This window comes from Rhodoplanes tepidamans (assembly GCF_030813915.1).
Classification (GTDB): Bacteria; Pseudomonadota; Alphaproteobacteria; order Rhizobiales; family Xanthobacteraceae; genus Rhodoplanes; species Rhodoplanes tepidamans.
Map to the genome: position 1 here is coordinate 215253 of NZ_JAUSUJ010000001.1, position 26890 is coordinate 242142.

26 protein-coding genes are annotated in these 26890 nt (G+C 70.7%); 12 read left to right on the forward strand and 14 right to left on the reverse strand.

Annotated elements, in window-relative coordinates; all coding sequences use genetic code 11:
- Positions 1-6 precede the first annotated feature (6 nt).
- Genes flgA through flgF form a run of 3 tightly spaced genes read right to left on the reverse strand, consistent with a single transcriptional unit; the run spans position 7 to position 2700 of the window.
- On the reverse strand, positions 7-1104 hold the full coding sequence (flgA, locus tag J2S22_RS00940) for a flagellar basal body P-ring formation chaperone FlgA (protein ID WP_272776389.1): 1098 nt from the start codon (positions 1102-1104) through the stop codon (positions 7-9).
- Between the two features lie 11 nt (positions 1105-1115).
- The gene (flgG, locus tag J2S22_RS00945) at positions 1116-1907 is read right to left on the reverse strand and encodes a flagellar basal-body rod protein FlgG (RefSeq protein ID WP_272776388.1); all 792 of its coding nucleotides are present in this window, start codon (positions 1905-1907) and stop codon (positions 1116-1118) included.
- A gap of 22 nt (positions 1908-1929) precedes the next feature.
- A complete protein-coding gene (gene flgF / locus J2S22_RS00950; RefSeq protein ID WP_272776387.1) occupies positions 1930-2700 on the reverse strand; it encodes a flagellar basal-body rod protein FlgF in 771 nt (256 codons plus the stop codon).
- A 355-nt stretch (positions 2701-3055) separates the two neighbouring features.
- Between flgF and fliL the strand changes: the two genes are divergently transcribed.
- From fliL to J2S22_RS00970, 4 genes are read left to right on the forward strand one after another with little or no spacing between them, the layout of a single operon-like run.
- Positions 3056-3565 (forward strand): flagellar basal body-associated protein FliL, encoded by a 510-nt coding sequence (fliL, locus tag J2S22_RS00955; protein WP_272776386.1) that lies wholly within the window; start codon positions 3056-3058, stop codon positions 3563-3565.
- An 18-nt stretch (positions 3566-3583) separates the two neighbouring features.
- Positions 3584-4792, forward strand: a complete 1209-nt coding sequence (fliM, locus tag J2S22_RS00960) for a flagellar motor switch protein FliM (protein WP_272776385.1) — start codon at positions 3584-3586, stop codon at positions 4790-4792.
- Positions 4789-5253, forward strand: a complete 465-nt coding sequence (locus J2S22_RS00965) for a DUF6468 domain-containing protein (RefSeq protein WP_272776384.1) — start codon at positions 4789-4791, stop codon at positions 5251-5253. The genes fliM and J2S22_RS00965 overlap by 4 nt, the downstream gene beginning before the upstream one ends.
- Entirely contained in the window at positions 5250-6077 is an 828-nt protein-coding gene (locus tag J2S22_RS00970) for a MotE family protein (RefSeq protein ID WP_272776383.1), read from the forward strand. Before J2S22_RS00965 ends, J2S22_RS00970 begins: the two co-directional genes overlap by 4 nt.
- A gap of 39 nt (positions 6078-6116) precedes the next feature.
- Here the strand turns inward: J2S22_RS00970 and J2S22_RS00975 are convergent, their stop codons facing one another.
- Positions 6117-7013 (reverse strand): LysR family transcriptional regulator, encoded by an 897-nt coding sequence (locus J2S22_RS00975; RefSeq protein ID WP_272776382.1) that lies wholly within the window; start codon positions 7011-7013, stop codon positions 6117-6119.
- Between the two features lie 149 nt (positions 7014-7162).
- Between J2S22_RS00975 and J2S22_RS00980 the strand changes: the two genes are divergently transcribed.
- Complete coding sequence (locus J2S22_RS00980) at positions 7163-7903, forward strand: sulfite exporter TauE/SafE family protein (RefSeq protein ID WP_272776381.1); 741 nt, start codon at positions 7163-7165, stop codon at positions 7901-7903.
- Positions 7904-7971: 68 nt separating this feature from the next.
- Positions 7972-8358, forward strand: a complete 387-nt coding sequence (locus J2S22_RS00985; protein WP_272776380.1) for a DUF805 domain-containing protein — start codon at positions 7972-7974, stop codon at positions 8356-8358.
- A gap of 24 nt (positions 8359-8382) precedes the next feature.
- Here the strand turns inward: J2S22_RS00985 and J2S22_RS00990 are convergent, their stop codons facing one another.
- From J2S22_RS00990 to J2S22_RS01010, 5 genes are all read right to left on the reverse strand, one after another.
- A complete protein-coding gene (locus tag J2S22_RS00990; RefSeq protein WP_272776379.1) occupies positions 8383-9174 on the reverse strand; it encodes an ABC transporter ATP-binding protein in 792 nt (263 codons plus the stop codon).
- Positions 9171-9953, reverse strand: coding sequence for an ABC transporter permease (locus J2S22_RS00995; protein WP_272776378.1), 783 nt, complete (start codon positions 9951-9953; stop codon positions 9171-9173). Before J2S22_RS00995 ends, J2S22_RS00990 begins: the two co-directional genes overlap by 4 nt.
- Before the next feature lie 14 nt (positions 9954-9967).
- Positions 9968-11350, reverse strand: coding sequence for a dihydroorotase (locus tag J2S22_RS01000; protein WP_272776377.1), 1383 nt, complete (start codon positions 11348-11350; stop codon positions 9968-9970).
- 19 nt (positions 11351-11369) lie between these two features.
- Complete coding sequence (locus J2S22_RS01005; RefSeq protein WP_272776376.1) at positions 11370-12482, reverse strand: CobW family GTP-binding protein; 1113 nt, start codon at positions 12480-12482, stop codon at positions 11370-11372.
- 276 nt (positions 12483-12758) lie between these two features.
- Positions 12759-13595 carry an IclR family transcriptional regulator gene (locus tag J2S22_RS01010; protein WP_272776375.1) on the reverse strand — a complete coding sequence of 279 codons (837 nt, stop codon included), beginning with the start codon at positions 13593-13595 and terminating at the stop codon, positions 12759-12761.
- A gap of 164 nt (positions 13596-13759) precedes the next feature.
- Between J2S22_RS01010 and J2S22_RS01015 the strand changes: the two genes are divergently transcribed.
- From J2S22_RS01015 to J2S22_RS01025, 3 genes are all read left to right on the forward strand, one after another.
- On the forward strand, positions 13760-14737 hold the full coding sequence (locus tag J2S22_RS01015) for an ABC transporter substrate-binding protein (RefSeq protein WP_272776374.1): 978 nt from the start codon (positions 13760-13762) through the stop codon (positions 14735-14737).
- Between the two features lie 81 nt (positions 14738-14818).
- The gene (locus tag J2S22_RS01020) at positions 14819-16243 is read left to right on the forward strand and encodes an MmgE/PrpD family protein (protein ID WP_272776373.1); all 1425 of its coding nucleotides are present in this window, start codon (positions 14819-14821) and stop codon (positions 16241-16243) included.
- A complete protein-coding gene (locus J2S22_RS01025) occupies positions 16240-17319 on the forward strand; it encodes an NAD/NADP octopine/nopaline dehydrogenase family protein (protein WP_272776372.1) in 1080 nt (359 codons plus the stop codon). The genes J2S22_RS01020 and J2S22_RS01025 overlap by 4 nt, the downstream gene beginning before the upstream one ends.
- A 217-nt stretch (positions 17320-17536) precedes the next feature.
- On the opposite strand, the gene J2S22_RS01030 is transcribed toward J2S22_RS01025, so the two are convergent.
- Positions 17537-19135 carry a UbiD family decarboxylase gene (locus tag J2S22_RS01030; RefSeq protein WP_272776371.1) on the reverse strand — a complete coding sequence of 533 codons (1599 nt, stop codon included), beginning with the start codon at positions 19133-19135 and terminating at the stop codon, positions 17537-17539.
- Between the two features lie 268 nt (positions 19136-19403).
- On the opposite strand from J2S22_RS01030, the gene J2S22_RS01035 reads away from it, so the two are divergent.
- The 3 genes from J2S22_RS01035 (at position 19404) to J2S22_RS01045 (ending at position 22937) form a co-directional block, all read left to right on the forward strand.
- Positions 19404-20408, forward strand: coding sequence for a zinc-binding dehydrogenase (locus J2S22_RS01035; RefSeq protein WP_272776370.1), 1005 nt, complete (start codon positions 19404-19406; stop codon positions 20406-20408).
- A 261-nt stretch (positions 20409-20669) separates the two neighbouring features.
- On the forward strand, positions 20670-21095 hold the full coding sequence (locus J2S22_RS01040; RefSeq protein ID WP_272776369.1) for a PaaI family thioesterase: 426 nt from the start codon (positions 20670-20672) through the stop codon (positions 21093-21095).
- Between the two features lie 306 nt (positions 21096-21401).
- On the forward strand, positions 21402-22937 hold the full coding sequence (locus tag J2S22_RS01045; protein WP_272776368.1) for a class I adenylate-forming enzyme family protein: 1536 nt from the start codon (positions 21402-21404) through the stop codon (positions 22935-22937).
- Positions 22938-23071: 134 nt separating this feature from the next.
- On the opposite strand, the gene J2S22_RS01050 is transcribed toward J2S22_RS01045, so the two are convergent.
- The 4 genes from J2S22_RS01050 to J2S22_RS01065 form a co-directional block, all read right to left on the reverse strand.
- Complete coding sequence (locus J2S22_RS01050) at positions 23072-24061, reverse strand: Bug family tripartite tricarboxylate transporter substrate binding protein (protein WP_272776367.1); 990 nt, start codon at positions 24059-24061, stop codon at positions 23072-23074.
- A gap of 192 nt (positions 24062-24253) precedes the next feature.
- Positions 24254-25048: an ABC transporter permease gene (locus J2S22_RS01055; protein WP_272776366.1), complete on the reverse strand. Its 795-nt coding sequence runs from the start codon at positions 25046-25048 to the stop codon at positions 24254-24256.
- A complete protein-coding gene (locus tag J2S22_RS01060) occupies positions 25045-26025 on the reverse strand; it encodes an ABC transporter substrate-binding protein (RefSeq protein WP_272776365.1) in 981 nt (326 codons plus the stop codon). Before J2S22_RS01060 ends, J2S22_RS01055 begins: the two co-directional genes overlap by 4 nt.
- Before the next feature lie 38 nt (positions 26026-26063).
- The gene (locus J2S22_RS01065) at positions 26064-26873 is read right to left on the reverse strand and encodes an ABC transporter ATP-binding protein (RefSeq protein ID WP_272776364.1); all 810 of its coding nucleotides are present in this window, start codon (positions 26871-26873) and stop codon (positions 26064-26066) included.
- Positions 26874-26890 lie beyond the last annotated feature (17 nt).

Genomic DNA, 26890 nt, shown 5'->3' on the forward strand with positions numbered 1-26890 from the left:
GACTCCTCACTCGCCGCTCTTCGGCGCGCTTCGGGCAGGGGCGGACGGCGGCAGGGCCGCGGCGGCGACGACGCGCGGCGTCGCCGAGACGAGGCGGATCTGGCCGGGGCCGGAGACGACGCCCTGCACGGTCCGCTTGGACTGCAGGTTGACGGCCGTGACCGTGTCGCCCTCGGCGCCGGCCTCCAGGGCCTTGCCGCGGGTGGTCAGGAACAGGCCGGGGGCCTCGAAGATCAGCGTGACGGTGTCGTCGCGCTTCACCAGGTCGGGCTTCATCAGGTCGTGGCGGCGGATCGGTTGGCCCGACCGCAGCTGCTGGCGGACGGCGAGCCCGGCGACGCGCTCGCCGGGAGCGGCCGCGTCGGTCGGCACCTCGGCCCGCGGCCGTCGCTCGACGATCACGTCGGTGGCCTTGATCACGTCGCCGCGCTGCAGGCTGCGGGCGGCGACCACGGTCTCGACCATCTCGACCAGCGTGCCGGTGAAGCGCAGCGGCACCCGTCGCGCCGCCTGGCTGCCCGGCACCTCGAACGTGATGTCGAACCGGGTGGTGCGCGGGTCGTAGCTCGACCGCGCCACCACCAGCTCGCCGCTCGAGCTGGCCTCCACCGCGAAGGCGCGGACGTCGCGCTCGATCGTCAGCGACAGGCTGGCGGCCTCGCCGAGCCCGTACTGGCCCGAATAGGCCTGCAGGATGCGGTTCTGGATCTCGGCCGAGGAGAAGACGCGGCCGGCCCGGGTCACCTCGACCTCGGCGATGTCGCCGAGGTCGACGCGGAACATCCGGTAGGGCCGCAGCGCCTCCATGATCTGAGAGGTGGAGACCGTGCCGGTGGTGCCGATGTCGGGCGCCCGGAAGACCGGGACGCCGGCCAGCGGCCCGGCGTTCTCCAGGAGGTCGCCGATCCGCACCAGCGGCTCCTTGACCGTGATGGTGCGCTTGAGCGTCGGGATGGAGCGGATCTCCATCAGCATGGATTCGACGGCGGCGGCCGGCGGCGGCGCGAGCGGGGCCGCGGCGGCGGCCGGCGAAGCTGCGAGCGGGGCCGCGACGGCGGCGGCGAGCAGGGGGGCTGCGATGGTGGCGGCGAAGCGGCGGGTCATGGTCCCGGTCCTCACGAGCGCATCATGTTGGTGCCGGTCTGCAGCATCGAGTCGGTCGCCGAGATCACCTTGGCGTTCATCTCGTAGGCGCGCTGCGCGGCGATCAGGTCGGAAATCTCGGTCACCACCTCGACATTGGCCTGCTCGAGATACTTCTGCAGGATGTCGCCGTAGCCGTCGTTGGTGGCGGTGCCGTCGAGCGGGGTGCCGGAGGCGGTCGTCTCGGTGAACAGGTTGTCGCCGATCGGCTGCAGGCCGGCCTTGTTGATGAACCGGGTCAGGGTCAGGGTGCCGACCACCTGGGCCGTGGTGTTGCCGGGAACCGTCACCGAGACCTGGCCCTGCGTGTTGATGGTGATGGCCGACGCGTTGGTCGGGATGGTGATGCCGGGCTGCACCAGGTAGCCCTGCGCCGTCACCATGCGGCCCTGCGAGTCCTTCTCGAAGGAGCCGTCCCGCGTGTAGGCGTAGGTGCCGTCGGGGAGCTGGATCTTGAAGAAGCCCTCGCCCCGGACCGCGACGTCGAGGTCGCCGTCGGTGTTGGACAGCGTGCCCTGGGTCATGATGCGCGGCGTGCCGACGGTGCGCACGCCGGAGCCGAGATCGATGCCGACCGGCAGGATGTTGCCCTGGTCCGAGGTCTGGGTGCCGATCCGGCGGACGTGCTCGTAGAGCAGGTCCTGGAACTCCGCGCGCTGCCGCTTGTAGCCGGTCGTGCGCATGTTCGCGATGTTGTTCGAGATGACCTGGACGTTGAGCTCCTGGGCGGCCATGCCGGTCGCGGCGGTGTGCAGTGCTCGCATGGTGGTGTCTCCTCAGGAGGGCTCAGCTCGGGACTTCGGCGAGACGCTCGATCGCCGACTTGCGCATGTCGTTGTGCTGCGACAGCAGGTTCGCGATCGTGGTGTAGGTGCGCGAGACCTCGATCAGCCGCGTCATCTCGATGACGCTGTTGACGTTCGACTTCTCCACCGCGCCCTGGACGACCTTCACGTCGGCGCCGGCGGCCTGCAGCCCGGCCCCGTCGGGCGCCGAGTACATGTTGTTGCCCTCCTTCTGGAGGAGCTGCGGATTGGCGAAGGAGACGAGCCGGAGCCGGCTGCGCTGCGAGTCGTAGAGCTTCTCGGCGCCCTGCAGCACCGTGATCCGGCCGTCCGGCGTGATCGACACGTTGCGGTCGAGCGTCTGGAGGACGATCGGGCCGCCGTCGCCCATCACGGGCGAGCCGTCCAGGGTGACGAGCTGGCCCTGGGCGTTGATCTGCAGCGAGCCGGAGCGGGTGTAGCGCTCGCCGTCCGGCGTCTGCACCACCAGGAAGGCGTTGCCGTCGATCGCCACGTCGAGGGGATTGCCGGTCTGCTGGATGCCGCCCTGGCCGTAGTCGCGCCAGCTGCCGCCCTCCTCGACGAAGCGGACCGCCCGGTCCGGGTTGTCGAAGCGGTTCTCGCGCGCGAGCGGGGCCAGATGCTCCTGGAACCTCACGCGGTCGGCCTTGAAGCCTGTCGTGTTCACGTTGGCGATGTTGTTCGCGATCGAATCGAGCTCGCGGCGCAACGCCATCTGGGACGACAGCCCGATCAGGACTGCGTTCGGCATCGGATCTCTCCCCATGTTCCGGGGCGACGCTTCTCCCGAGCGGCGCTCCGGCCTCCTGTGACGGCGGCTCTCCCAAGCCGTCGCCACGGCGGCTTCGAAGCAGTCCCCGTGCCAGAGCGAAAAACATTTACGGATCAACGATGTCGTTGGTTAAGGGAGGGTTCACGGCCGGCAAGATGCGCCCGCCGGCCCCGGTCACCCGGCAAAAAGTGCCGTACAGGGGTGGTCTTGGAAAGTTTCCGTTAACCATTTGGCCACTACTGTGTTCCCGCGGCCGGAACCGCGAGAACCCGACCGAAACGGGCAGTGGGTTCGGACCGCGGCGAACGAGCCAGAGGCGATCAGGGGCACTGTCATGGCGGGCAAGAATCAGGACGCCGAGGCGACCGCGCCGGAAGACGGCGAGAAGCCGGCCAAGAAGGGGCTTCCGATCAAGCTGATCGCGATCGCCGGTGGCGCCGTGCTGCTGCTCGGGGGCGGCGGCTTCGCGGCCTGGACGATGCTCGCCGGCGGCGGCGACCATGCTGAGCAGGCGCAGGCCGCACCGGCGGCCAAGCCGGCCGTGTTCTTCGACGTGCCGGACGTGCTCGTCAACCTCTCGGGTGCCAACAACGAGCGCACCCAGTACCTCAAGGTGAAGGTGGTGCTCGAGCTCTCCGACGCGAAGCTCAAGGAGCAGCTCACTCCGCTGATGCCGCGCCTGATGGACATGTTCCAGACCTATCTGCGCGAGCTCCGCCCGACCGATCTCGACGGCTCCGCCGGCCTCTACCGGCTGAAGGAGGAGCTGACCCGCCGGGTCAACGCCTCGATCGCCCCCAACCGGGTGAACGCGGTGCTGTTCAAGGAAATCGTCGTCCAGTGACGCGCCGGGATACGTGTCATGCCGCCTGACCAGACCGTCGACCAGGACGCCCTAGCCGCACAGTGGGGTCTCGCGCTCGAAGCCGAGTCCACGGCGCCGCCCGGCGAGAACGCCGCGCCCAAGGAGGGCGAGGTCGACGAGCAGATGGCGGCCCAGTGGGCCGCGATCATCGACGAGACCAACGAGGGCGGTTCCGGCAAGGCGAGCGCCGAGCGCACGCTGGGCCAGGAGGAGATCGACGCGCTCCTCGGCTACAGCTTCGCCGACCTGACCCTCAACGATTCGTCGGGCATCCGGGCGATCATCGATTCGGCGATGGTCTCCTACGAGCGCCTGCCGATGCTCGAGATCGTCTTCGACCGGCTCGTCCGGCTGATGACGACCAGCCTGCGCAACTTCACCTCCGACAACGTCGAGGTGTCGCTCGACCAGATCACCTCGGTGCGCTTCGGCGACTACCTCAACTCGATCCCGCTGCCGGCGATCCTGGCGGTCTTCAAGGCGGAGGAGTGGGAGAACTTCGGCCTGTTCACGGTGTCGTCGAGCCTGATCTACTCGATGATCGACGTGCTGCTCGGCGGCCGCCGCGGGCAGTCGTCGGTGCGGGTCGAGGGACGGCCCTACACGACCATCGAGACAGACCTCGTCAAGCGCATGATCGAGGTGATCCTGGCCGACGCCGAGCTCGCGTTCAAGCCGCTGTCGCCGGTGAAGTTCAACATCGACCGCTTCGAGACCAACCCGCGCTTCGCGGCGATCTCGCGGCCCGCCAACGCCGCCATCCTGGTGCGCCTGCGCATCGACATGGAGGACCGCGGCGGCACCGTCGAGCTGCTGCTGCCCTACGCGACCATCGAGCCGATCCGCGACGTCCTCCTGCAGATGTTCGTCGGCGACAAGCTCGGCCGCGACCCGATCTGGGAAGGGCATCTCGCCACCGAGATCGGCCAGGCCGAGATCGCCGTCGACGCCGTGCTCTACGAGGCCTACCTGCCGCTGCGGCGGCTGATGGAGCTCGACGTCGGCGACACGCTGCCGCTCGACCTGCGGCCCGAGACCCTCGTCTCGGTCCGCTGCGGCAACGTCATCCTCACCGAGGCACGCATGGGCCGGGTCGGCGACCGGGTCGCGGTGCGGGTCGCCAAACCACTGAGACGGCCGAAGACGACCTACGCGATGTTCGAGTCGGCCGGGGAATCGTCCAAGCGCTTGGAGGCGTCGTCGTGACACACTGGATCGGATTCGTGGTCGAGGGTCTGGTCTCGGTCCTCTTGGTCCTCACCGTCGTCTACTGCACCATGCTCAACAAGCAGCTGCGCCGGCTGAAGGCCGACGAGCACGCCCTCAAGGCCACCATCGCCGAGCTGATCACGGCGACCGAGATCGCCGAGCGGGCGATCGCCGGCCTGAAGGTGACGGTGCGCGACGTCGACCAGAACATCGGCGACCGCCTGCGCACCGCCGAGCGCTTCGCCGCCGACATCAGCCGCCAGATCGAGGCCGGCAATCTCGTCCTCGACCGGCTCACCCGGGTGGTGCTGGCCGGCCGGCCGCTGACCGATCCGGACGCCGCCGCCGAGCCGGCCGCGCCGGCCGCCGCGGCGCCGGCCGACAGCAAGGCCGTGCTCGCCGCGGCCCAGGCCTTCGCCCAGCGCACCCGCGCCCGTGCCCGGGGGCTGGCGGCATGAGCCTGATCCGCGAATTGCGGCTCATTCCGGTCGTGCTGTTCGCGGCCGTCTGCCTGCTCGCCCTGAAGATCCTCGGCTTCGTGATGGACGGCGGAATCCCGACCGGCGGCTTCGAGCCGCCGGTGTCGCGCGGCGGTCCCGCCGGCCCGTCCGGCCGCCAGCTCGCCAGCGCCGACCCGGCCGCCGGGGGCTCGTGGGCGAAGCAGATGTTCAACTTCCCCGACGTGACCGGCTCGGTGCCCGACAAGCCGACCGGCTCCGCCCCGTCCAAGCCGAAAGAGGAAAAGAAGGACGAGAAGCCGAAGCCCGCCGATCCGGAGCCGAGCCCGGGCGGCCTCGTGGTACCGATCCTGCAGCCGCCGATCCCGCCGGGCGAGCGCGCCATGCTGGAACGGCTGCAGGAGCGCCGGCAGGAGCTCGAGGCGCGGGCCCGCGAGCTCGAGGTGCGCGAGAGCATGCTGCGCTCGGCCGAGAAGCAGCTCGAGCTGCGCATCAACGAGCTCAAGGAGCTGGAGGAGCGGATCAAGGTCGCCACCCAGCAGAAGGACGAGGCGGAGGCGCAGCGCTTCAAGAGCCTGGTCACCATGTACGAGAACATGCGGGCCAAGGACGCGGCGAAGATCTTCGACCGGCTGGAGATGAAGGTGCTGCTCGACGTCGCCACCCAGATCAATCCGCGCCGGATGTCGGACATCATGGCGCTGATGCAGCCCGAGGCGGCCGAGAAGCTGACCGTCGAGCTCGCCCACCGCGCCTCGGCCTCGGTGCGCACCCCGTCGCCGAGCGAGCTGCCCAAGATCGAAGGGCGGACGCGCACGCAGTGACGCCCGGGCGGCGGCGCCGACGCCGCCCGGCCGCGCCGCTCAGGCTGCCTTCGCCGCCGCCCGCAGATGCTCGACCAGGGCGCGGGCGGGCGGCGTCAGCCCCGCCAGCCGGCGCACGCCGACGACCAGGCGGCGCTCGCTCCACGGATCGGCGAGCCGCACCGGCACGATCGCCATGCTGCGGCGGCAGCGGGCCGCGGCGACGTCCGGCACCACCGCCACGCCGATCCCCGCCTCGACCATCCGGCACACCGCGTCGAAGCCCTGCACGGCGATCCGCACCGCCAGGCGCCGGCCCGCCCGCGCCGCGTGGCCGGCGAGATGGCGCTGCAGCGCGCTGTCGCCGGCGAGCGCGACGAACGGCTCGGCGGCGGCCTCGGCGAAGGCGATGCGCCGGATGCGCGCCAGCCGGTGGCGGCGCGCCACCACCAGCACCAGCCGGTCGACCGCGAAGGGAAACCGCTCCAGCGCGCCGAGATCGACGCTGTCGGCGGCGAGCCCGATCTCGGCCCGCCCGGCCATCACGTCGCCGACGATCTCCGGGCTCGGCCGCTCCGCCACGTCGAGCGCGACGGCCGGGTTGCGCGCCAGCCACGGCGCCAGCACGGGCGGCAGCATCTCGGCGAGCGCGACCGTGTTGCTGACCAGCCGGACCCGGCCGGCGAGGCCGCGCGCATGGGCGGCGAGGTCGCCCTTCAGGCTCGCCACCTGGGCCAGCACCAGCCGGGCGTGGCCGAGCAGCGCCTCGCCGGCGGCGGTCGGCTGCACGCCGCGGCGGCCGCGCTCCAGCAGCGCGGTACCGAGCGTCTGCTCGAGCGCCCGCACCCGCGCGCTCGCCGAGGCGAGCGCCAGATGGACCGCGGCGGCGCCGGCCGTGATGCTGCCCCGCTCGGCGACCGCGACGAACAGGCGGAGATCGGTGAGATCGAGCGACATGCGGATCCTCGGGGGCCGATGGCTGCGGACGGGCTGCGACGGGCGGGCAGGGGGCGCCCGACCGGGCGGACGCTGCCTTCGGCCCTGCCGAAGGCAGGCTCCGGAACATCCAGATTGTGGCGCGGCCGCCGCGCGATCAAGCTCTGCGCATGGAGATCACGGTTCTCGCGGTCGGCGCCGCCACCTTCCTGCTCGCCGGGTTCGTCAAGGGCACGATCGGCCTCGGCCTGCCGACCGTCGCCATGGGGCTGCTCGGCCTGGTGATGCCGCCGGCGGCCGCCGCGGCCGTGCTGGTGGTGCCGTCGCTGGTCACCAATGCCTGGCAGATGCTCGCAGGCGGCGCGCTGGCGCCGCTGCTGCGGCGGCTGTGGCCGATGCTGCTCGGGGTGGTCGCCGGCACGCTCGCCGGATCGCGCACCGTCGGGCTGGCCGGCCCGTGGGCGGCGGCGGGGCTCGGGGCGGCGCTCGCCGCCTACGGCCTCGTCGGCCTCGCGCGGCTGCGGCTGCCGCGCCCGACGGCGGCGCAGGAGGCGTGGCTCGCACCGCTGGTCGGCGTCGCCACCGGGCTCGTCACGGCGGCGACCGGGGTGTTCGTGCTGCCGGCGGTGCCGTGGCTGCAGGCCCTCGGGCTCGGCAAGGACGATCTCGTCCAGGCGCTCGGCCTGTCCTTCACGGTGTCGACCGTGGCGCTCGGCGCCGGGCTGCTGCTGGAGCGCCTCTACGATCCCGGGCTGGCGCTCCTGTCGCTCGCGGCGCTGGGGCCGGCCGCCGTCGGCATGGCGATCGGGCAGGCGGTGCGGGCCCGCGTCAGCGAGCCGGTGTTCCGCACCGCGTTCCTCGCCGGGCTGGCGCTGCTCGGCCTGTGGCTGATGCTGCGCACGCTATCGTGAACGAGAGCGGCTGTCGCCGACACCAACGGAATGCTTCCTTTAGGTGGTCTGCAACAGGGGATGGCTCCATGACGTTCGGCGAAGCGATCGCGTCCGGGTTCCGCAACTATGTCGGCTTCGAGGGACGTGCCTCGCGGTCGGAGTACTGGTACTGGGTGCTGTTCGTCATCCTGGTCAGCCTCGCCACCGGCATCGTCGACTACATGCTGTTCGGCCCCGGCGGCATCTCGCCGATCAACGCGCTCGCCTCGCTGGCGCTGTTCCTGCCGGGCCTCGCGGTCGGCATCCGCCGCCTGCACGACATCGACCGCACCGGCTGGTGGATGCTGCTGGTCATCACCGTGATCGGTGCACTCGTGCTGCTCGTCTTCGCCTGCCTGCGCGGCACGCCGGGCCCTAACCGCTTCGGTCCCGACCCGCTGGCGCAAGACGAGCCGTTCGCCCGGGCGTACTGATCCCGGGCGCTGCACTGCGGCCGGCTATCCCTGCCTGAGGCCGGCCCGGACCTCGGCCTCGATCAGGGTCCAGATATGATCGACGAGCCCGGAAAACTCCGGGCTGCGCTTCACATGGAGGTCGCGCGGTCGCGGCAGGTCGACGCGGATCTCCTCGCGCACCGTGCCGGGCCGCGCCGAGAATACGATCACGCGGTCGGACAGGAACACCGCCTCGTCGATCTGGTGGGTGATCAGCAGCACGGTCTTCCTCGTCTCCTGCCAGATCGACAGGAGCTCGGCCTGCATGATCTCGCGGGTCTGCGCGTCGAGCGCCGCGAAGGGCTCGTCGAGCAGCAGGATCTTCGGGTTGACGGCGAGCGCGCGGGCGACGTTGACGCGCTGGCGCATGCCGCCCGAGAGTTGGTGCGGGTAGTGGTGCTCGAACCCGTGCAGGCCGGCGACGTCGATGAAGCGCTGCGCGGTCCTGTGCGCGTCGGCCTTCGGCACGCGGGCGAGGGTGAGCCCGTAGGCGACGTTGTCGATCACGGTCTTCCACGGCAGCAGCGAATCCTGCTGGAAGACCACGGCGCGGTCGGGACCGGGACGGTCGACCGGCCGGCCGTCGACCAGGACGCGTCCGCCGGACGGGGTGATCAGCCCGTCGATGATGCGCAGCAGTGTAGACTTGCCGCTGCCGCTCGCCCCGACGATGGAGACGAACTCGCCTTCGGCGACCTCCATGTCGATGTTGCGCAGCGCCTCGATCGACGGCTTGTCGCGGCGCTTGAAGACTTTGTCGATCGCCTCGATCTTCAGACGGACCGCGGTGCTCATTCTTGCCTCCAGGGGGCGAGCCGGCGCTCGAGGGCGGCGAACAGGACGCTGCCGATCAGGCCCATGGCGCCCAGCATGATGACGTAGCCGAGCACCCGGGCGGTGTCGAAGGTCTGGCTGGCCGCCAGGATGGCGAAGCCGAAGCCGGCGAAGGAGCCGAAGAACTCCGCCACCACGATGCCGACCAGGGCGCGCGCCCAGGCGACCCGGATGCCGCTGACGATGAACGGCAGGGCGTAGGGGAACGTCACCGTGGTGAAGATCTGCAGGCGGGTGGCGTTGAACGAGCGCGCCGCCTCGACGAGCTGCCGGTCGGTGGCGCGCAGGCCGGCCTCGGTGGTCACCACCACGGGGAACACCGCGACCATGATGACCAGCACGAACTTCGAGGCGAAGCCGAGCCCGAGCCAGGAGATGAACAGCGGCGCCAGCGCGATGATCGGCACCGAGTTGAGAGCGCCGAGCACCGGACCGGCGGTGAGCGACAGGGCCTGGCTCGACGCCAGCGCGAGACCCACCGCGATGCCGATCGCGACGGACACGACGAAGGAGGTGGTCACCGCCGTGACGGTCGCCACGGCGTTGGTCCACATGGCGCCGGTCTCGACCTCCTTGACCAGCGCGACGGCGACCTCGGCGGGCGGCACCAGCAGCAGGCGGTTGGTGACCACCATGGACACGAGCTGCCAGACGACCAGCACGGCGACGGTGGAGACCGCCACGCGGGTGAGGCCGGCCGTCCGTGTGTCCTGCTCGAGCAATTCGTAGAGTCGTCGCACGGGCGCGCTGCTCCTCACTGATAGCGGGCGCGGGCCTGCCTGCCCCAGCCCTTCTCGCCCACCACCTTGCCGTCGACGAAGACGGTGCGGCCGCGCACCAGGGTGCGCACCGGCTTCGCCTTGAAGCGCCGGCCCGCATAGGGCGACCAGCCGGTGAGGCTCAGCACGTCGGCGTCCTTGATCTCGTACTCTCTGTCGAGATCGATCAGGACGAGGTCGGCGTCGTAGCCGGGCATCACGTCGCCCTTGCGCTCGAGCCCGAACAGCTTCGCCGGCTTCGTCGACATCGCCTCGACGGCGCGCTCGATCGGGAACTTGCCCTCCAGAGCGGCGGTGAGGAACATGCTGACGTAGAACTGGGTCGACGGCGTGCCGGTGTGCGCCTTCCAGCCGTCGATCCAGCCGATCTCCTTCTCCTCGCGGGTGTGCGGGGCGTGATCGGTGGCGACGATGTCGATGGTGCCGTCGGTGAGGCCTTCCCACAGGCTGGGCACGTTCTTCTCCGGTACCCAGTAGGAGAGCGCGTAGGAGCCGAGCCGCTGGATGGCGCCCCAGTCGCAGCCAAGGAACAGGGCCCACGGGTTGATCTCGCACGTCACCTTCTGGCCCTCGGCCTTGGCGCGGCGGATCAGGTCGACGCTGCCCGAGGTCTGGGTGTGCAGGATGTGCAGCCGGCAACCCGACGCCTTCTGCAGCCGCAGCAGCGTGGCGATCGCCGTCTCCCAGATCACCCCGTCATGCGCCGCGTAGGCCTTGGCGTAGGCGAGCGCGTCGCGCTGCTGGCGCTCCCAGAAGTCCTTTTCGATGACGTCCATGAGGGCCTGATCATGGGGATGGACCATCAGCGGTATGTTCACCTCGGCGCAGTGCTTCATGATCTCGAGGATCTTGCCGTGGTCGTGCACGCCGATGCCGGGCATGTGCGGGTAGGAGCGGCCGGTGTCGACCACCATGAAGATCTTGAAGGCCGCGATGCCCTGCTCGGCCATGCGCGGAACCTCTTCGGCGACGGTCGGCGCCGGGTTGAAGTTCCAGTCGACGATCGCGTCGCGCTCGTAGATCGCGAACTGCTTCTTCAGGAGGTCGAGGCTGTTGGGCGGCGGATTGACGTTCGGCATGGCCACCGAGGTGGTGACGCCGCCGGCTGCGCATTGCAGGGTCGAGGTGTAGATCGTGTCCTTGTACTCGAAGCCCGGCTCGCTGCCCTCGCGGTGGTGCGAGTGCATGTCGATCACGCCCGGGATGACGGCGAGACCGGAGGCGTCGATCACCTCGGCGGCGGCCGGCTCCTGGCCCGGCTCGAACAGCCCGGCGATCCGGCCGCCCTCGATGCCGATCGATGTGCGGCCCTTGCCTGTCGCGGTGATCAGCAGGCCGTTCTTGATGACGCAGTCCATGACGGGCTCCGGGTGCGGGTCAGTTCGAGGAGGGAAGGGCGGAGGCCGGGCGGCGCTGCCGCACCGTGTCCAGGACCTCGGCCACGAAGTCGCGCGAGAGGGCGCGGGTGATGAAGACGATCTGGGACCGACGATCGGCGGTCGGCCATTCGGGCAGCACGGCGGGGGGATGGAACAGGTGCTGCACGGCCTGCAGCACCACCGGGCGTCGCTGGCCGGCGATGTTGAGGATGCCCTTCACCCGCAGGAGGTCGGCGCCGTGCGCCATCACCAGCGCGTCGAGCCATGCGGCGACGTGCTCCCAGTCCAGCGGCTCGTCGTAGGCGAGACAGAACGAGCCGATCGCCGCGTCGTGGCGGTTGACGTCGTGGTGATGGTGACGGTGGCCGTGCCGGGCGTGCCCGTGCCCGGCTTGGTCATCGTCCCCGTCGGCGTCGTCGCCCCCATAGGCCTCGGCGTTGAGCCAGGCGAGCACGTTGGTGCCCTTGGTGGCGGGGTCGTAGATGTCGGTCGCGGCGAGCTCGCTCGGCAGCGGCATGTGGTCGGGCCGCGACACGTGCAGGCGGGCGCCGGGATTGAGGCCGTGCACCCGCGCCGCCAGCGTCTCCACGACGCCCGGACCGGCGGCGAGGTCGGTCTTGGTGATCACCACCTCGTCGGCGACGGCGGCCTGCTTCAGCGCCTCGGAATGACGGTCGAGGGTGGCGAGCCCGTTCACGGCGTCGACCGTGGCGACCACCTGGGCGAGGCGATAGCGCCGCGCCACCGGCATGGTCATCAGCGCCTGGATCACCGGCGCCGGATCGGCGAGCCCGGTGGTCTCGATGACGATGCGGTCGAACGCCCGCACCGCGCCGGCGGCGCGCTTCTCGGTCAGCTCGCGCAGCGTGTCGACGAGATCGCCGCGTACCGTGCAGCACAGGCAGCCGGTGGAGAGCTCGATGGTGTTGTCGCTGCTCGCCGCGATCAGCGCGTGGTCGATGCCGACCTCGCCGAACTCGTTGACGATGACGGCGGCGCCCGCGAGGTCGGTGGTGCGCAGCCAAGCGTTCAGGAGAGTCGTCTTGCCGCTGCCGAGGAAGCCGGTGAGCAGCATGACGGGCAGGCGGTCGTCGGTCGGTGCGGCGGTCATCGGGCGTTCACCCGACGGGCCCGGCCAGAGGTGAGGCAAGCTTGAGAGCGCATATTGTCAGAATATGGCAAAAAGCATGTTTGTCAAACTGTGTCGTAATGCAGACGTGCCTGGCTGTGGATGCCCGCCCTGCACGGGAGCCCGCGGGGAGCGGCGGCGGGCCGATGCGGTGCGAAACCCGCGGGCGCCGGCCGGCACGCGCACGCGGTCGGCCCGGCGCGCGCCGGCCCGTCGGTGAGGGTGGAATGCGGGATGCGTGCCGCCCGGCTCGCCGGTTCAGCCGACCCGCCGGCGATCCCCGGGCAGAGCTGCGGCGGGCGGCGCGTCGGCCGGCCCCGGACCATTCGTTGCCGGCGCGGCGGCGGCGCCGTCGTCGTCGGCGGCGAGGGCGGACGAGATCGACGCGGCGACGCCGGTCACCAGCGTGGACAGCCGCTGCAGCGCCTCGCCGGTCGCCGGCGCGACCACCAGGCTGAGGCTGGCGACGATCTGGTCGCCGCGCAGGATCGGTGCCGCGATGCCCATGCGGTTCTGGCCGATCTCCGATTCGGTCACCGCCACGCCGGCCTTGCGGACGTCGCGCAGCATGGCGCGGAACTGCCGCCAGGTCTCGATGCCGGAGGTGCGGATGGCTTCCTCATTGCGCAGGTAGATGCCGCGCAGCACCCGGTCGGGCAGGTGAGAGAGCATGATCTTGGCCGGCGCGCCGCGGAACGGCGACATCGCGACGCCGCGCTCGTAGCTCGCTATCGGGTTGGCCGCCTCCGCCTCGACGCCGTGAACGCACATCACGCAGTCGCGGAACCGCCGGCACAGCAGCGCGGCGGCCGGCCGGCCGGCCCCGTCGAGCAGCGCCAGCATGCCGGGCGAGGCGATCCGGATCAGCGGATCGCTCTGCCGGATGATGCGGTCGAAGCGGATGAACGCCGGCCCGAGCACGTAGGTGGCGCCGGGGCCGGGATCGAGGAAGCCGTTCCGGGTCAGCTCGGCGACGGTCCGGTACGAGGTCCGCACCGAGACCCCGAGCTCCCGCGCGATCGCCTCGACGGTCCAGGCCGCGTCGCCACCGTCGAACAGGTGAAGGACCGAGAGAATGTGGCTGGGTCTGCTCATGCGGAATGCTCAGGAAACCTGCAGGTGACGATCAAACTTCAAGCATAAGCGCGTCAACTATGCAAATTGACATATTTTGACAATTAGCGATATTGCATCGATGTGACATTCTGGTTCAGTCGATGTTTCGCTGCGGACCCCTCCGCTGTCAGAAGGAGAGCGACATGAAGCGGCTTGTTCAGGTGATGGCAGTGGCCGTGGTGGCGGGCCTCGCGTCCGGGCCGGGCCCGGCCCGGGCCCAGGCGCCGGCCAAGACCGAGGTTCGGCTCGCCGTGCTGGCGCCGAGCTCGCTCCTGTGGCTGCACGCGATCGCCAAGACCGAGGGCTTTTACGCGGAGCGCAACATCGACATCAAGGAGCTGGTCGCCGCCGGTAGTCCGGCGCTGCTGCAGGCGGTGTCGAGCGGCAGCGTCGAGGCCGGCATCGCGGTCGCCGATCTCGCCATCCGGGCGATCGACAAGGACGCGCCGATCGTCATCGCCGGGGCGGTGCTGCACAAGTCGGTCCTCCGCCTCGTCGGCGGCAAGGGCGTGACCAAGATCTCCGACATGGCCGGCAAGCCGGTGACGGCCGGCGGCGTCAGCGGCGGCACCGCCAACCTGCTCCGCTACCTCGTCAAGCGGGCCGGGGTCGACGACAGGTCGCTCAGGCTGGTCGCCATGGCGAACTCCAAGGACCGCATCGTCGCGATGGACAACGGCCAGGTCCAGGGCGCCCTGCTGATCGCCCCGTTCGACACCATGGCACAGCGCAACGGCATGAAGGTGCTCGACGACTACACCGATCCGTATCTCCAGACGCCGCTGATCCTCAACAAGGACTGGGCCGCCAAGAACCGCCTGGCCGCCGAGGGGGTGACCCAGGCCCTGCAGAAGGCGGCGAACTGGATCTACGCGCCCGCCAACAAGCAGCGCGCGATCGACATCCTGGCGACCTATACCAACGTCGCCAAGGACGTCTGCGCCGAGTCCTACGCCTTCGTCGTCGAGCAGCAGAAGGCCATCGCGCCCGACCTCGACGTCTCGGCGGCGAGCCTGACGAACCTGATCCTCATCGACAACGCCGTGTCCGACAACCCGTCCTCGTCGCGCGAGTTCGTGCTGTCCCGCTACTACGATCCGAGCTTCCGCAAGTCCCGCTGAAGGCTCCGCGCCGCGGAGCGTCCCTTCGCGGCGCGGCCATCCTCCGGGACGCCCGCCGTGCCGCCGCCGGTGTACCGTTCGATGACCACGACCCTGTCGTCCTCCCGGATGCGGCCCCTCGTCGCCGAACGTCTCGGCGCCTTCGTGTCCGGCGTGCCGGCCCGCGACATCCCGGCCGCCGCGATCGCGACGGCGCGCCGCGGCATCGTCGACGCGATCGGTGTCGCTTTTGCCGGCACCCGCATGCCCGTCCATGCGGCGGTTCGCAGCGTTCTGGCGCGGGAGGCGGCTCCGGGGCCGTGCACCGTGATCGGCGGCGGCCGGCTCGCCGCGACGGCGGCCGCGCATCTCAACGCAGTCGGCGCGCATTCGCTCGATTTCGACGCCAACTACAGCGTCGGCATGCTGTTCGGCCCGGCCGTTCTGAGCCCGGTCCTGCTCGCGGCGGCGGAGGAGCGCGGCGCCGCCGGCGCCGACGTGCTCGCCGCCTTCGCGATCGGCACGGAGATCGCCCAGATCGTCGCCCGAAGCCTGTCCGGCGTGCCCTACAGCAAGGCGGTCGACGGGCTCTATGGCCGCGGCTGGTTCAACAGCGCCGTGCTCGGGCCGATCAGCGCCGCCGCGGCGGCCGCGCGGTTGATGCGGCTCGACGCCCGGCGCGCCGCCGATGCGATCGCGATCGCGGCCGTCCAGGCCGGCGGCCTGCGCATCGCGGTCGGCTCCGACATGAAGCCGGCCCTGTGCGGCCGCGCCGCCGAGACCGGGCTCCGGGCGGCACTGATGGCCGAGGCCGGCGTCGAGGCACCGGCCGACGCCTTCGAGGGATCGCGCGGCCTCGTCCAGGTGGTCGGTGGCGGCGCCTGGGACGAGGCCGTGCTGGACGTCCTCGGCGCCTTCGCGGATCCCGGCATCTCGTTCAAGCTGCATCCGGCCTGCTCGTCCGTGCAGGCGGCCGTCGAAGCCGTCGGCCGGTTGATGGCGACCGAGGCCTTCGCGGCCCGCGACGTCGTCCGCGTGGTCTGCGAGGTGACGCCGCACATCGCCGCGAACCTCGCCTTCCCGCGGCCCGAGAACGTGACCCAGGCGCAATTCTCGATGCCGTTCGCGGTCGCCTGCCGGCTGCTCCACGGTCGGCTCGGCGCCGACATGCTGACCATGGACGTGGTGCGGGATCGCGCCGTGCGGACCATCATGGACAAGGTCGAGATGCGCCGCTCGGCCGATTTCGACAGCGCCGAGATGCGGGCCCGCGCGCCCGAGGCGACCCGGGTGATCGTGACGCTCGCCGACGGACGCAGCGTCTCCCACCTGCAGCTCTCGGCGACCGGCAAGCCGGAGAACCCGATGCCGGACGCCGACCTCGACGGCAAGTTCCTCGACAACGTCTCGCCGTTTCTCGGGGCCGACGGAGCCGGCCGGCTCCTCGCCGCCCTGCGCGCGCTCGACACGCTCGCCGACATGCGCGACGTGTTCGGGCCGCCTCACGGCCCGGAGGCGGGCCGATGAGGGTCGGGATTCTCGGCGCCGGCGCCATCGCCTTCGCCTCGGCGTCGGTGCTCGCCGCTGCCGGCCACCAGGCGACCCTGTGGTCGCCGTCGGGCCGCAGCACGGCGTCATTCGGGCCGCGAGCCCGGATCGTCGCCAAGGGCGCGATCACCGGGGCGTGCGAGGTGACGATCGCCGCGACGGCCGCCCAGGCGGTCGCGGGCGCCGACGCCGTGCTGATCGCGGTCGACGCTGGCGGCCACGTCGCGGTCATGGAGGCGGCGGCGCCGCATCTCGTCTCTGGCCAGGTCGTGATGGTCAGCGCCGCACATTCGCTCGGCGCCCTCGTGCTGTCGAAGCTCGCGGCGGCACGCGGCACGAGGCCCGTGATCGTATCGTGGAGCACCTCGATCGGCACCGCCAGCAAGACCGCCGTCGGCGAGGTCGACATGCGCTCGGTCCGGCCGCGCATCCAGGCCTCGGTGATGCCTTACGGCGAGACCGCGGCGGCGCTCGGGCTGTGCGCGGCGCTGTTCGGCGACCGCTTCGAGGCGCGCGCCGATGCGATCGAGATCGGCCTGCTGGCCAACGCCAACCCGGTCTTCCACGTGCCGGCCATGCTGCTCAACGTCGCCCGCATCGAGCACGGCGAGACGTGGGCGCCCTATGCGCAGACCACGGTGGCGGTCGGCCGGCTGATGGAGGCGCTCGACCGCGAGCGCATCGCGCTGGGGGCCGCGCTCGGCGCGACCATCCACAGCGTCAACGAGCACTTCCACCGCTCGTTCGAGATCCCGCTCGGCACGATGGCGGAGATGAACGCCACGCTCGCGGCCAGGGGGCGGGGCCCCAGGGGGCCGACCTCGACGGCGCATCGATTCCTGGCGCAGGACATTCCCTACGGCCTCGTCTTCGCCGCCGCGCTCGCCCGCCGGGCGGGCGTTCCGGCACCGGTCCACGAGGCGACCATCACGCTCGCCGACGCCGCGCTCGGCCGCGACCACCGGGCCGAGAACGCGATCCTGTCGTGCCTGCGGCTCGAGGATCGGCCGTGGTCCGAGATCGTGCGTCTCGCGACCGAGGGCTGGCTCGGCTAGGCGAGACGCCCCACACCGGCAGGCGCGGCTGAACCCGCCACCGCGTCTGGCCGCGGCCGACCCTCCTCCCGCTCGCGGGGGAGGGTCGGAAAGCGGGGGTGGGATGCCTCGACCGGGCCGGGGCGGTCGCCCGACGGGCCGCCTGCCGCCCGGCGCCCTGCCCACCCTCGGCCCTTCCAACACCTGCCGGCGGCTCCTGACGGCCTGCCGGCGGCTTCTACCGGCCTGCCGGCGGCTTGGCCGCGAAGGCGGAGCCGCGCACGCACATGCGGCCGGTCCGGTCCTGCCACAGCCGTTCGGTCGTGTGCAGGTGTCCCAGCGCGCGGGCGACGGTCTGGAAGTTGTAGCCCGCGAACGCCTCGGCGATGTCGGTGTAGTACATCGGCTCGGCCGCGATCTTCTCCAGGATGGCGTCGGCGAGCCGCGCCACCTCGTTGTCGCCGCCCGTCTCGCCTTCCGGGTCGGTCTTGCCGGCGACGTAGTCGTCGATCTTCGCCGTGTCGGCATAGGCGTAGGTGATGCGCTCGTAGGCCTCGCGCTGGGCGTATTCCGGGATGGTGGCGTCGATGCCCATCTTGGCGCCGGTGGGCACCACGCCGGGCGGCATCGGCAGCAGGCTCGGATCGAGCGGCTTGGCCCGCGCGTTCGAGATGATCATCACGTCGCGGTCGGCCTGCACGCGGGTGGCGATCGCCCACTCGACCTCGGCGGGATCGAACACGTCGATGTCGTCGTCGACCACGACCACGTGCTTGAGGTCCATCACCGAGAGCGCCGCGAGCAGCGCGTTCTTGCCCTCGCCGGCCTGCTTCCTGATGGAGATCACGGCGTGCCAGAAGGCGCAGCCGCCGAGCGTGACGTTGATGTCCTTGACCGTGACGCCGGCGGTCTTGAGCGCCTGGCGCAGCGCCGCGTAGCGGGTCGGCGCGGCGAGCCAGGTGTTCTCCCACGGCATGTGCAGCGAGTAGTAGACGGCGTCGCGGCGCATCGCGACGGCCTTGATGCGCACCAGCGGATTCCAGTGCAGCCCGCCCATCAGCCGGGTGAACTCGCCGAAGCGGCCCTCCGGCCAGGTCCATCCGGTCGGCAGGATCTCGGCCTCGAGCACGATCTCGGCGTCGGCGATGTAGGGCACGTCGATGGTCTCGCAGGGCGCGAGCGCGACCGGCGCGCCGCGCAGGCCGCCGGCGATCCCCATCTCGTCGACGCCGAGCGGGGCGCGGAAGCCGGAGCCGGTGATCTCGTAGGGGTGGGTGCCGATGCTGATCGAAATCGGGCAGGGGCGGCCCGCTTTGTATGCACGGTCCGCGAACAGCCGCATGTTGTTCGGGGTGACGATGTCGATGCCGGTGAGGTTCTTCTCTTTGACGATGAACCGGTAGATGCCGCTGTTGAAGCCGAGCTCCGGGTCCCTGGCGATCACCACGCCGGCCGTGATCATCGGGCCGCCGTCGTAGATCGACGACATCGGAATGGGCAGCTTGAACAGGTCGACCTCGTCGCCCCGCATCACCACCTCGCGGGTGGGCGAGGTGTCGACCCGCACCGGCGGGATCGGCGCGGCGGTGGCGCGGCGGAGCCTCTCCTCGATCTCGCCGTAGCTTCCGGCGTGCATCGACATCATGGCCCGCTTCTGCGTGCGGATGATGCCCGAGACGACGGGTGTGCGGTATCCGATCACGTCGTGGAAGAACAGCGCCTTGTCCGACTGGTCGACCAGGGTGGCGATGTGGCGGATGTCCACGGGCTGGCGAAGGTCGACGAGCTCGCCGGCCTCGCGCAGCCGGTCGAGGAACTGTCGGAACGTCTCTTGCATACCGGACTCCGGGATTTTTTCGGGGGGCGGACGCCACCTGGTGTCGACGATCGCGGGCCGCGATCGTACAACGAACGATCGGGCGACGGCGCACCCTCCGAAGCCAGATCCGTGCCGCCCGCCCTGCGTGCGACACCACTTTGCATATCAGGCTGCCTGGGTTAATCAAGAGGCCCGGAAGGCCCCGTACGACGGCCCGTGTCCGGGCGAGCGAGACCCGGCGAACGGGATTTTGGACGAAGAGGAGACGAAGGCTTTGAGCGCGACGATGCGAGCTCTGGTGCTGCGGCGGCACGGCACTCTCGACGATCTGGACTACGTGACCGACCATCCGCGGCCGACCGTCACGGAGGGGCACGTCGTCATCCGCGTGCGCGCCTCCTCGTTCAATTACCACGACGTCTTCACGGTTCGCGGCATGCCGGGCATCAAGGTGCCGCTGCCGGTGGTGATCGGCCTCGACATGGCGGGCGAGATCGCCGAGGTCGGCGCCGGCGTGACCGGCTGGAAGCCGGGCGACCGCGTGCTGGTCAATCCGCTCAACAGGAAGAAGGGCCTGATGGGCGAGATGCTCGACGGCGGCATGGCGGAGTACTGCCTCGTCGCGGCCGACCAGCTCATCGCCATGCCGGCCGACGTGACCTTCGAGCAGGCGGCGGCGCTGCCGGTCGCCTACGGCACCGCGCACCGCATGCTGATCACCCACGACACCGTCAAGGCCGGCGACAAGGTGGTCGTGCTCGGCGCCTCCGGCGGCGTCGGCACCGGCTGCGTCATCCTGGCCAAGATGCTGGGCGCCGAGGTGATCGCCTGCGCGTCGAGCGAGAGCAAGCTCAAGCGCCTCTCCGAGATGGGCGCCGACCACGTGATCGACTACACCAAGACCGACTTCTCCAAGTGGGCGGTCGAGCGCTACGGCAAGCCGCAGCGCCGCACCTACGAGGGCGGCGTCGACGTGGTGATCAACTTCACCGGCGGCGACACCTGGGCGCCGTCGCTCAAATGCGTCAAGCGCGGCGGCAAGATCCTGGTCTGCGGCGCCACCGCCGGCCACGATCCCAAGGAGGATCTCCGCTACATCTGGAGCTTCGAGCTGCAGATCCTCGGCTCGAACAGCTTCTACGACGACAACCTGGCGGCCCTGATGGAGCTGATCGCGGCGAAGAAGCTCGCGCCCGTGATCGACACGGTCCTGCCGCTCGACCAGGCCCGCGAGGGCCTGCGCCTGATCCAGGACCGCGAGGTGATCGGCAAGGTCGTCGTCACGCCGTGATCGCTTCGGAACTCCGGGAGGTTTGCCACGATCGTCCCGGCGCCCGACCCCCCTCCCGGTCCCTCCCCCACAAGGGGGGAGGGACCGCAGGAGCCGTAACCGCTCGAATGTCGAGCAGATGAATTCGACGAAAGGTCCTGCGCCCGATGGTCCAAGCGTCTGCCCCGATCTCCGCCTGCTCCGTCCCCCTTGTGGGGGAAGGGTGGGGAGGGGGGCAGCGTCCCGGCAGGGCGGCGCGGAGGCCTCACCGACAGGACATCCATGAGCCAAGACCTCACCGCAGACCAAGTCGACGCGATGATCACCCAGGGGCCGTACCACCAGTGGCTCGGCCTCAAGGTGACGGCGCTCGGCGAGGACACGATCGAGATCCGCGCCACCTGGCGCGAGGAGTGGAAGGTGCATCCGGAGCGGCCCTACACGCACGGCGGCATCCTGGCGACGCTGCTCGACCTCGCCGCCGACTGGGCGCTGGTCAGGCGCACCGGCCGCGGCGTGCCGACCATCGACATGCGGGTGGACTACCACTCCGCCGCGATGCCGGGCGACCTGATCGTCAAGGGCCGCGTGGTCAAGCCGGGCAGCCAGTTCTCGACCGCCGAGGCGCAGGTGTTCGATCTCCAGGGCAAGCTCCTGGCGAGCGGCCGCGCCACCTACTTCACGGGCGCGGTGGCGCCGAAGAAGTGACATCGGTGAATCTCCGTCACCCTGAGGTGCCCGGCCGCAGGCCGGGCCTCGAAGGGCGACGGCCCGGGAGCTGCCGAGACGCCGGGGCCGCATCCTTCGAGGCTCGCGCCGGCGTCGCAAAGCGCCGCCGGACCCTCGCACTTCAGGATGACGGATCGAGCTCCGGGGCAGGTGGTGACCGATCCCGTCGTGATCCCATCGTGTGGCGGTGACGCCCGCGCAGTTCTTCGAGGAGGGCGTCCCGAACAGGCGTGGATGGCCGGGACGAGCCCGGCCATGACGGCGGAGGGGCGAGTGGCCGGCATCATGATTTCGCAAACATACGATCCCAAGAACCTCGGTGACCTGATCGACCGTCGTCAGGACTCCCAAAAGCTCGCCGTGATCGATCTCGGCGGCGAGGAGGTGCCGCGCGAGGTCACCTACGCGGCGCTCGACGCCGCGGCGAACGGCGTCGCCCGCGCCTTGTCGGCGCGCGGGTTTTCACGCGGCGATCGGGTGGCCATCCTCGCCGCGAACCGGTCCGAGTATCTCGCCGCCTATTTCGGGATCATGCGGGCCGGGCTGGTCGCGGTGCCGGTCAACTTCAAGTTCCCGCGCGGCACCATCGACTTCATCCTGAAGGACTGCGGCGCCCGCCTGGTGTTCTGCGATCCGGCGCGGCGCGACGACTGCCCGGCGGATCTGCCGGTCGTCTGCTTCGGCGCGCACGGGGCCGAGAGCTTCGACGACTTCCTCGATCCGGGGCCGTTCGACGCCGTCGTGCCGGCGGACCGCGAGCCGGCCATGTTCCTCTACACCTCGGGCTCGACCGGCACGCCGAAGGGTGTCGTGCTGTCGCACCAGAGCCATCTGTGGGTGGTGAAGACGAGGCTCGCCGGCGCTCCCGGCATGGCGGCGCATCGCTTCCTGATCGCGGCGCCGCTCTACCACATGAACGCGCTGGCGCTGGCCAAGCTCGCCTGCGCGGCGCACGCCACCGTGATCCTGCTGCCGCAGTTCACGGCCGCCGCCTATGTCGAGGCGATCGACCGCTACAAGGCGACGTGGCTCACCGCGGTGCCGCCCATGATGGCGATGATGCTGCGCGAGCGCGAGCTGCTCGCCCGCACCGATCTCTCCAGCGTCGAATTGGTGCGCATGGGCTCGGCGCCGGTCAGCGCAAGCCTGATGGCGGGCATCAAGGCGCTGCTGCCGCACGCCGTGATCACCAACGCCTACGGCACCACGGAAGGCGGCCCGGTGGTGTTCGGTCCGCATCCGCAGGGGCTGAAGCAGCCGGACACGTCGGTCGGCCATCCGCACCCGCAGGTCGCGGTGCGCCTCGTCGACGGCGACGACCGCGACGCGGTCGAGGGTGCGCTGGAGATGAAGTCGCCGGCGATCATGAACGGCTATCACAACCGTCCGGATCTGCCGCCGCCGATCACGGCCGACGGCTTCTACAAGACCGGCGACGTGTTTCGCCGCGACGAAAACGGCTTCTACACCTTCGTCGGGCGCACCGACGACATGTTCGTCTCGGGCGGCGAGAACATCTTCCCGGGCGACGTCGAGCGCATGCTGGAGCGCCACCCCGACGTGGCACAGGCCGCCGTGGTGCCGGTCGACGACGAGATCAAGGGCCAGAAGCCGGTCGCCTTCGTGATCCCGCGCGCCGGCAGCACGCCGGACCCGGAGGACATCAAGCGCTTCGCGCTCGCCCACGCGCCGGCCTACCAGCACCCGCGCTTCGTCTGGTTCATCGACCGGCTGCCGCTCGCCTCGACCAACAAGATCGACCGCGGCGCGCTGCACCGCGACGCCGAGGCGCGGCTGGCGCAGGACCGCAAGGGCGGATGACCGATCGCGTCATGGCCGGGCTCGTCCCGGCCATCCACGATCGTTCCTGCGGCCGGGACCAAAGACGTGGATGCCCGCGACGCGCGCGGGCATGACGACCCCCGTTACGGGGCACGCTCAAGAGCGGCGTCTGGCTACTGCGTCTTCAGCCCGGACGACATCACCACCGGGGTCCAGCGCTTCTCCTCGGCGCCGATGAACTCCGCCGTCTCGCGGCGGCCGACGCCGAGCACCGGCTCGAATCCGGCCTTCACCAGCTTGGCGCGGAAGTCCGCATCGTCCAGGCTCTTGCGTGTCACCTCGGCGAGCTTGTCGAGGACCGGGTCCGGGGTGCCGGCCGGGGCGAACACGCCGAGCGCCAGCTTGGCGATCAGCTCGGGATAGCCGGCCTCCGCCGTGGTCGGCAGCTCGGGGGCGATGTCGAGCCGCTTCTCGGTCGCCACCGCCAGGATGCGCACCTTGCCGGCGCGGTGGAGCGAGATCATCTGGTCGGTGATGTTGGCGGCGAACATCGGCAGCTGGCCGGAGATCAGATCCGTGTAGCCGCCGGCCGCCCCCTTGTAGGGCACGTGCACGATGTCGGGCGCGCCGGCCAGCGACTTGAACAGCTCGCCGGCGAGATTGGCCATGGTGCCGGCGCCCGCCGAGCCGTAGGACAGCTTGCCCGGATTGGCCTTGGCGTAGGCGGCGAGCTCCTTCAGGTCCTTGGCCGGCACCGAGGGATGCACGATGATCGACGCCACCGAGATCGCCATGGTGGCGACCGGGGCGAAGTCCGACGCCGTGTAGTTGGCCGCCTTGGGCGACAGCACCGGGTGCAGCACGAGGTCGCTGGTCGACCCGAGCAGCAGCGTGTAGCCGTCGGCCGGGCTGCGGGCGACGGTCGCGGTGCCGATGATGCCGCCGCCGCCGCCGATGTTGTCGACCACGATGGAGCCGAGCGGCTCCTTCACCCATTCGGCCCAGTGGCGCGCCACGATGTCGAGGACGCCGCCGGCGCTGCGCGGCACCACCAGGCGGATCGGCCGGTCCGGCCATTGGCCCTGGGCGAAGCCGGGACCTGTCGCGAGGGCGGCTCCGGCCAGAGAGCCAAGGGCGAGCGTCAGCACGTCACGTCGTCGCATCGTCGTCTCCCGTCGCGGCACGGCCGGGGGCCGCCGCGCTGCACCACCTCGACCCGTGTCGGACGGGCCGCACGTCGTTCCCGGGTGTTTCCGGCCGGGGGTCTTGTCCGGGCGGCCCGAGCCGCCCGTCGCCCTGCAAGAACTCTGCCGCCGGCCCGGTCCGGGCCGGCGGTGGAAGGTCGCGTGCGCCGGTCAGGTCCGCACGTCGCGCCGCCAGCGGAACAGGTGCCGCTCCAGCGGCGCCAGGAGCCCGATCTCGATCACCACCATCATGGCGATCTGGGCGATCGTCCAGGCGAACACCTGGTCGGTCTGGATCAGGTCGGAGGCCTGGCGCAGACGATAGCCGACGCCGCTCGAGGCGCCCAGCGTCTCGGCGACCAGGCTGACGCGCCAGCCGAACCCGAAGGCGAGCCGGGCGCCGGAGAAGAAATACGGCAGGATCGACGGCACGTAGATCTTCAGCAGGGTCTTGAAGCGCGAGAAGCGCAGCGTGTGCGCCAGCTCGACATAGTCGGCGTTGACCGCCTGGGTGCCCTGCCACACGTTGGTGATGATCAGCGGCAGTGCCGTCATCAGCACCACGAAGATGGGCGTCAGCGGCGACAGGCCGAACCACAGGATGGCGAAGATCGCCCAGATCGCCGACGACACCGTGTTCATCACCGGCAGAACCGGCTCGAAGAAGCTGCCGAGCGCCCGGTTCGAGCCGAGCAGGATGCCGCCCGGCACCCCGATCACCACGGCGACGGCGAAGCCGGCGAGCACGCGCCACAGCGTGGTGAACAGGTTGGTGAAGAGGTCGCCGCTCTCGGCGAGCTGCGCCAGCCGCTGGGCGACGCGGGCCGGGCTCGGCAGCACGTAGGGCGGCAGGGCGAGCGACGCCGCCCACCACGCCACGATCAGCAGGAGGAGCAGGGCGGACCGCCGGGCGGCCAGCGTGGCGCGCCCGGGAGTCCTGATCGTCGTCTCGGCCGGAGCTCTCACTTCTTGGCCTGCTCGTAGTAGGTCGGCACGAACAGCGAATCCGGCACCGGCTTCTCCAGCGTGCCGGAGGCGCGGAACACCTCCGCCTCGGCCTTCAGGTTGGCGATGTCGTCGGGACCGAGCGAGGCGACGTAGAACTGATCCCACAGGCGGGCGTAGGAGGTGGCGTCACGGGCGTCGAGATTGGCGCTCTTGCTGAGGATCTCGGAGGCCTTCGCGGTCTCGGCGCTGCCGAACCGGGTCGCCGCGATCAGCGCCGTGACGAACTTGGTCACCGCCTGCGGGCTCTGGCGGGCGAAGTCCTTGTGGACGAGGGCGACGCCGAGAATCGGCGGAGCCGAGCCCTTGGTCATCGTCTTCCATTCCTCGACGACGCTGCCGAGCCGCTTCAGCTTCATGTCGGGGACCGAGGCGATGGTCACGGCGCGCAGCGCGGCCGCGTCGATGTCGCCCTGGGAGAGGAACTGCAGGAGACGTCCCTCGTTACCCGCCACCGCCGTGTAGTCGCTGCGCTTGAGGCCGTGGTTCTTCTCCAGCACCGAGGTCGAGATGGCGTACATGGCGCTGCCGGCCGGCGACATGCCGACCTTCTTGCCCTTGAGCTCCTCGAGCGACTTGATGGGCGAGCCGTCCTTGGTGACGAAGGTCGCCTCGGCGATCTGGTTCACCAGCACCAGCTCGATCGGTGCGCCCTCGCCGCCGAGCGTGAAGGCGCCGGTGGCCGGCGCCCCGAACGCGGCGTCGATCGAATGGGTCAGCAGCGCCTTGGTCGGGCCGTTGACGTCGCTGAACTTGATGTATTCGGGGGCCAGGCCCTGGGCCTCCAGGAACTTGCCGACCTCGAGCACGGCGCCGAAGCCGACGCTGAAGCCGCTGCTCCAGTAGCCGATCTTGATCTTCTCCTGGGCCGAGGCGGAGACGGGGGTGAGGGTGACGGCCGCGGCGGCCAGGAGGGCGGCGAGCTTTCGCACGGACATGGTGTCTCCAATGGGGCGGGGGACGGGGGCGGGACGGATCAGATCACCCAGTCGGCCGACATGCCCGCGATCGCGGCACGCAGCTCCGCGACGAGGCTCAGGGCGTCCGGGGTGCCGAGGCGGGGGTGCGGCAGCTCGACGGCGAGCTCGGTGTGCACGCGGCCGGGCCGCGGCGAGAACATCACGATGTGGTCGGCCAGGATCACGGCCTCCTCCACGTCGTGGGTGACGAACACGATCGACATGCCGCGCTCGCGGTGGATGCGCAGCAACTCTGTATGCATAGTGGTGCGCGTTTGGGCATCGAGCCGCGAGAACGGCTCGTCCATGAGCAGAATGTCCGGCTCGGTGACGAGGCTGCGGGCGAGCGCCACGCGGCTGCGCATGCCGCCCGAGAGCTGGTGCGGATAGGCGCTGGCGAAATCGCCGAGCCCGACCAGCGACAGCTGCGCCTGCGAGCGCTCGCGCTTCTCGCGCCTGCCGATCGACCCGGTTTCGAGCGCCAGCCCGACATTGTCGATCGCGGTGCGCCAGGGCAGCAGCCGGTCGTCCTGGAACATGTAGCCGAGGCGCGACCAGTCGACCGTGCCGGTCGTCTCGTGGCCGAGCACCAGCACGCGGCCCTGGTCCGGCGCGAGCAGGCCCGCCGCCATGTTGAGCAGCGTCGACTTGCCGGAGCCCGACGGTCCGAGGATCGAGACGACGGAGCCGGCCGGGACGTCGAAGCTGACGTCGCGCAGAACCTCCAGCGCGCCGCCGTCGCCGCGCGGGAACTGCTTCGAGACGTGGCGGAAGGCCAGCGCCTGTCGCTGATCGGGGTGCGCGACGTGCGCGGCCGGTGGAGTCATGGCATCCATGAGGGGAG

Excerpts from the sequence above, each read along its gene's own strand:
- fliL (WP_272776386.1), top strand. The coding sequence starts at position 3,056 with ATGGCGGGCAAGAATCAGGACGCCGAGGCGACCGCGCCGGAAGACGGC.
- J2S22_RS01050 (WP_272776367.1), bottom strand. The coding sequence starts at position 24,061 with ATGCGACGACGTGACGTGCTGACGCTCGCCCTTGGCTCTCTGGCCGGA.
- J2S22_RS01030 (WP_272776371.1), bottom strand. The coding sequence starts at position 19,135 with ATGCAAGAGACGTTCCGACAGTTCCTCGACCGGCTGCGCGAGGCCGGC.
- flgF (WP_272776387.1), bottom strand. The coding sequence starts at position 2,700 with ATGCCGAACGCAGTCCTGATCGGGCTGTCGTCCCAGATGGCGTTGCGC.
- J2S22_RS01015 (WP_272776374.1), top strand. The coding sequence starts at position 13,760 with ATGAAGCGGCTTGTTCAGGTGATGGCAGTGGCCGTGGTGGCGGGCCTC.
- J2S22_RS00990 (WP_272776379.1), bottom strand. The coding sequence starts at position 9,174 with ATGAGCACCGCGGTCCGTCTGAAGATCGAGGCGATCGACAAAGTCTTC.
- J2S22_RS01035 (WP_272776370.1), top strand. The coding sequence starts at position 19,404 with ATGCGAGCTCTGGTGCTGCGGCGGCACGGCACTCTCGACGATCTGGAC.
- flgA (WP_272776389.1), bottom strand. The coding sequence starts at position 1,104 with ATGACCCGCCGCTTCGCCGCCACCATCGCAGCCCCCCTGCTCGCCGCC.
- J2S22_RS00980 (WP_272776381.1), top strand. The coding sequence starts at position 7,163 with ATGGAGATCACGGTTCTCGCGGTCGGCGCCGCCACCTTCCTGCTCGCC.
- J2S22_RS01025 (WP_272776372.1), top strand. The coding sequence starts at position 16,240 with ATGAGGGTCGGGATTCTCGGCGCCGGCGCCATCGCCTTCGCCTCGGCG.
- J2S22_RS01000 (WP_272776377.1), bottom strand. The coding sequence starts at position 11,350 with ATGGACTGCGTCATCAAGAACGGCCTGCTGATCACCGCGACAGGCAAG.
- fliM (WP_272776385.1), top strand. The coding sequence starts at position 3,584 with ATGCCGCCTGACCAGACCGTCGACCAGGACGCCCTAGCCGCACAGTGG.
- J2S22_RS01005 (WP_272776376.1), bottom strand. The coding sequence starts at position 12,482 with ATGACCGCCGCACCGACCGACGACCGCCTGCCCGTCATGCTGCTCACC.
- J2S22_RS01020 (WP_272776373.1), top strand. The coding sequence starts at position 14,819 with ATGACCACGACCCTGTCGTCCTCCCGGATGCGGCCCCTCGTCGCCGAA.
- J2S22_RS01060 (WP_272776365.1), bottom strand. The coding sequence starts at position 26,025 with ATGTCCGTGCGAAAGCTCGCCGCCCTCCTGGCCGCCGCGGCCGTCACC.
- J2S22_RS00970 (WP_272776383.1), top strand. The coding sequence starts at position 5,250 with ATGAGCCTGATCCGCGAATTGCGGCTCATTCCGGTCGTGCTGTTCGCG.
- J2S22_RS01040 (WP_272776369.1), top strand. The coding sequence starts at position 20,670 with ATGAGCCAAGACCTCACCGCAGACCAAGTCGACGCGATGATCACCCAG.
- J2S22_RS00975 (WP_272776382.1), bottom strand. The coding sequence starts at position 7,013 with ATGTCGCTCGATCTCACCGATCTCCGCCTGTTCGTCGCGGTCGCCGAG.
- J2S22_RS01045 (WP_272776368.1), top strand. The coding sequence starts at position 21,402 with ATGATTTCGCAAACATACGATCCCAAGAACCTCGGTGACCTGATCGAC.
- J2S22_RS00985 (WP_272776380.1), top strand. The coding sequence starts at position 7,972 with ATGACGTTCGGCGAAGCGATCGCGTCCGGGTTCCGCAACTATGTCGGC.
- J2S22_RS01065 (WP_272776364.1), bottom strand. The coding sequence starts at position 26,873 with ATGACTCCACCGGCCGCGCACGTCGCGCACCCCGATCAGCGACAGGCG.
- flgG (WP_272776388.1), bottom strand. The coding sequence starts at position 1,907 with ATGCGAGCACTGCACACCGCCGCGACCGGCATGGCCGCCCAGGAGCTC.
- J2S22_RS01010 (WP_272776375.1), bottom strand. The coding sequence starts at position 13,595 with ATGAGCAGACCCAGCCACATTCTCTCGGTCCTTCACCTGTTCGACGGT.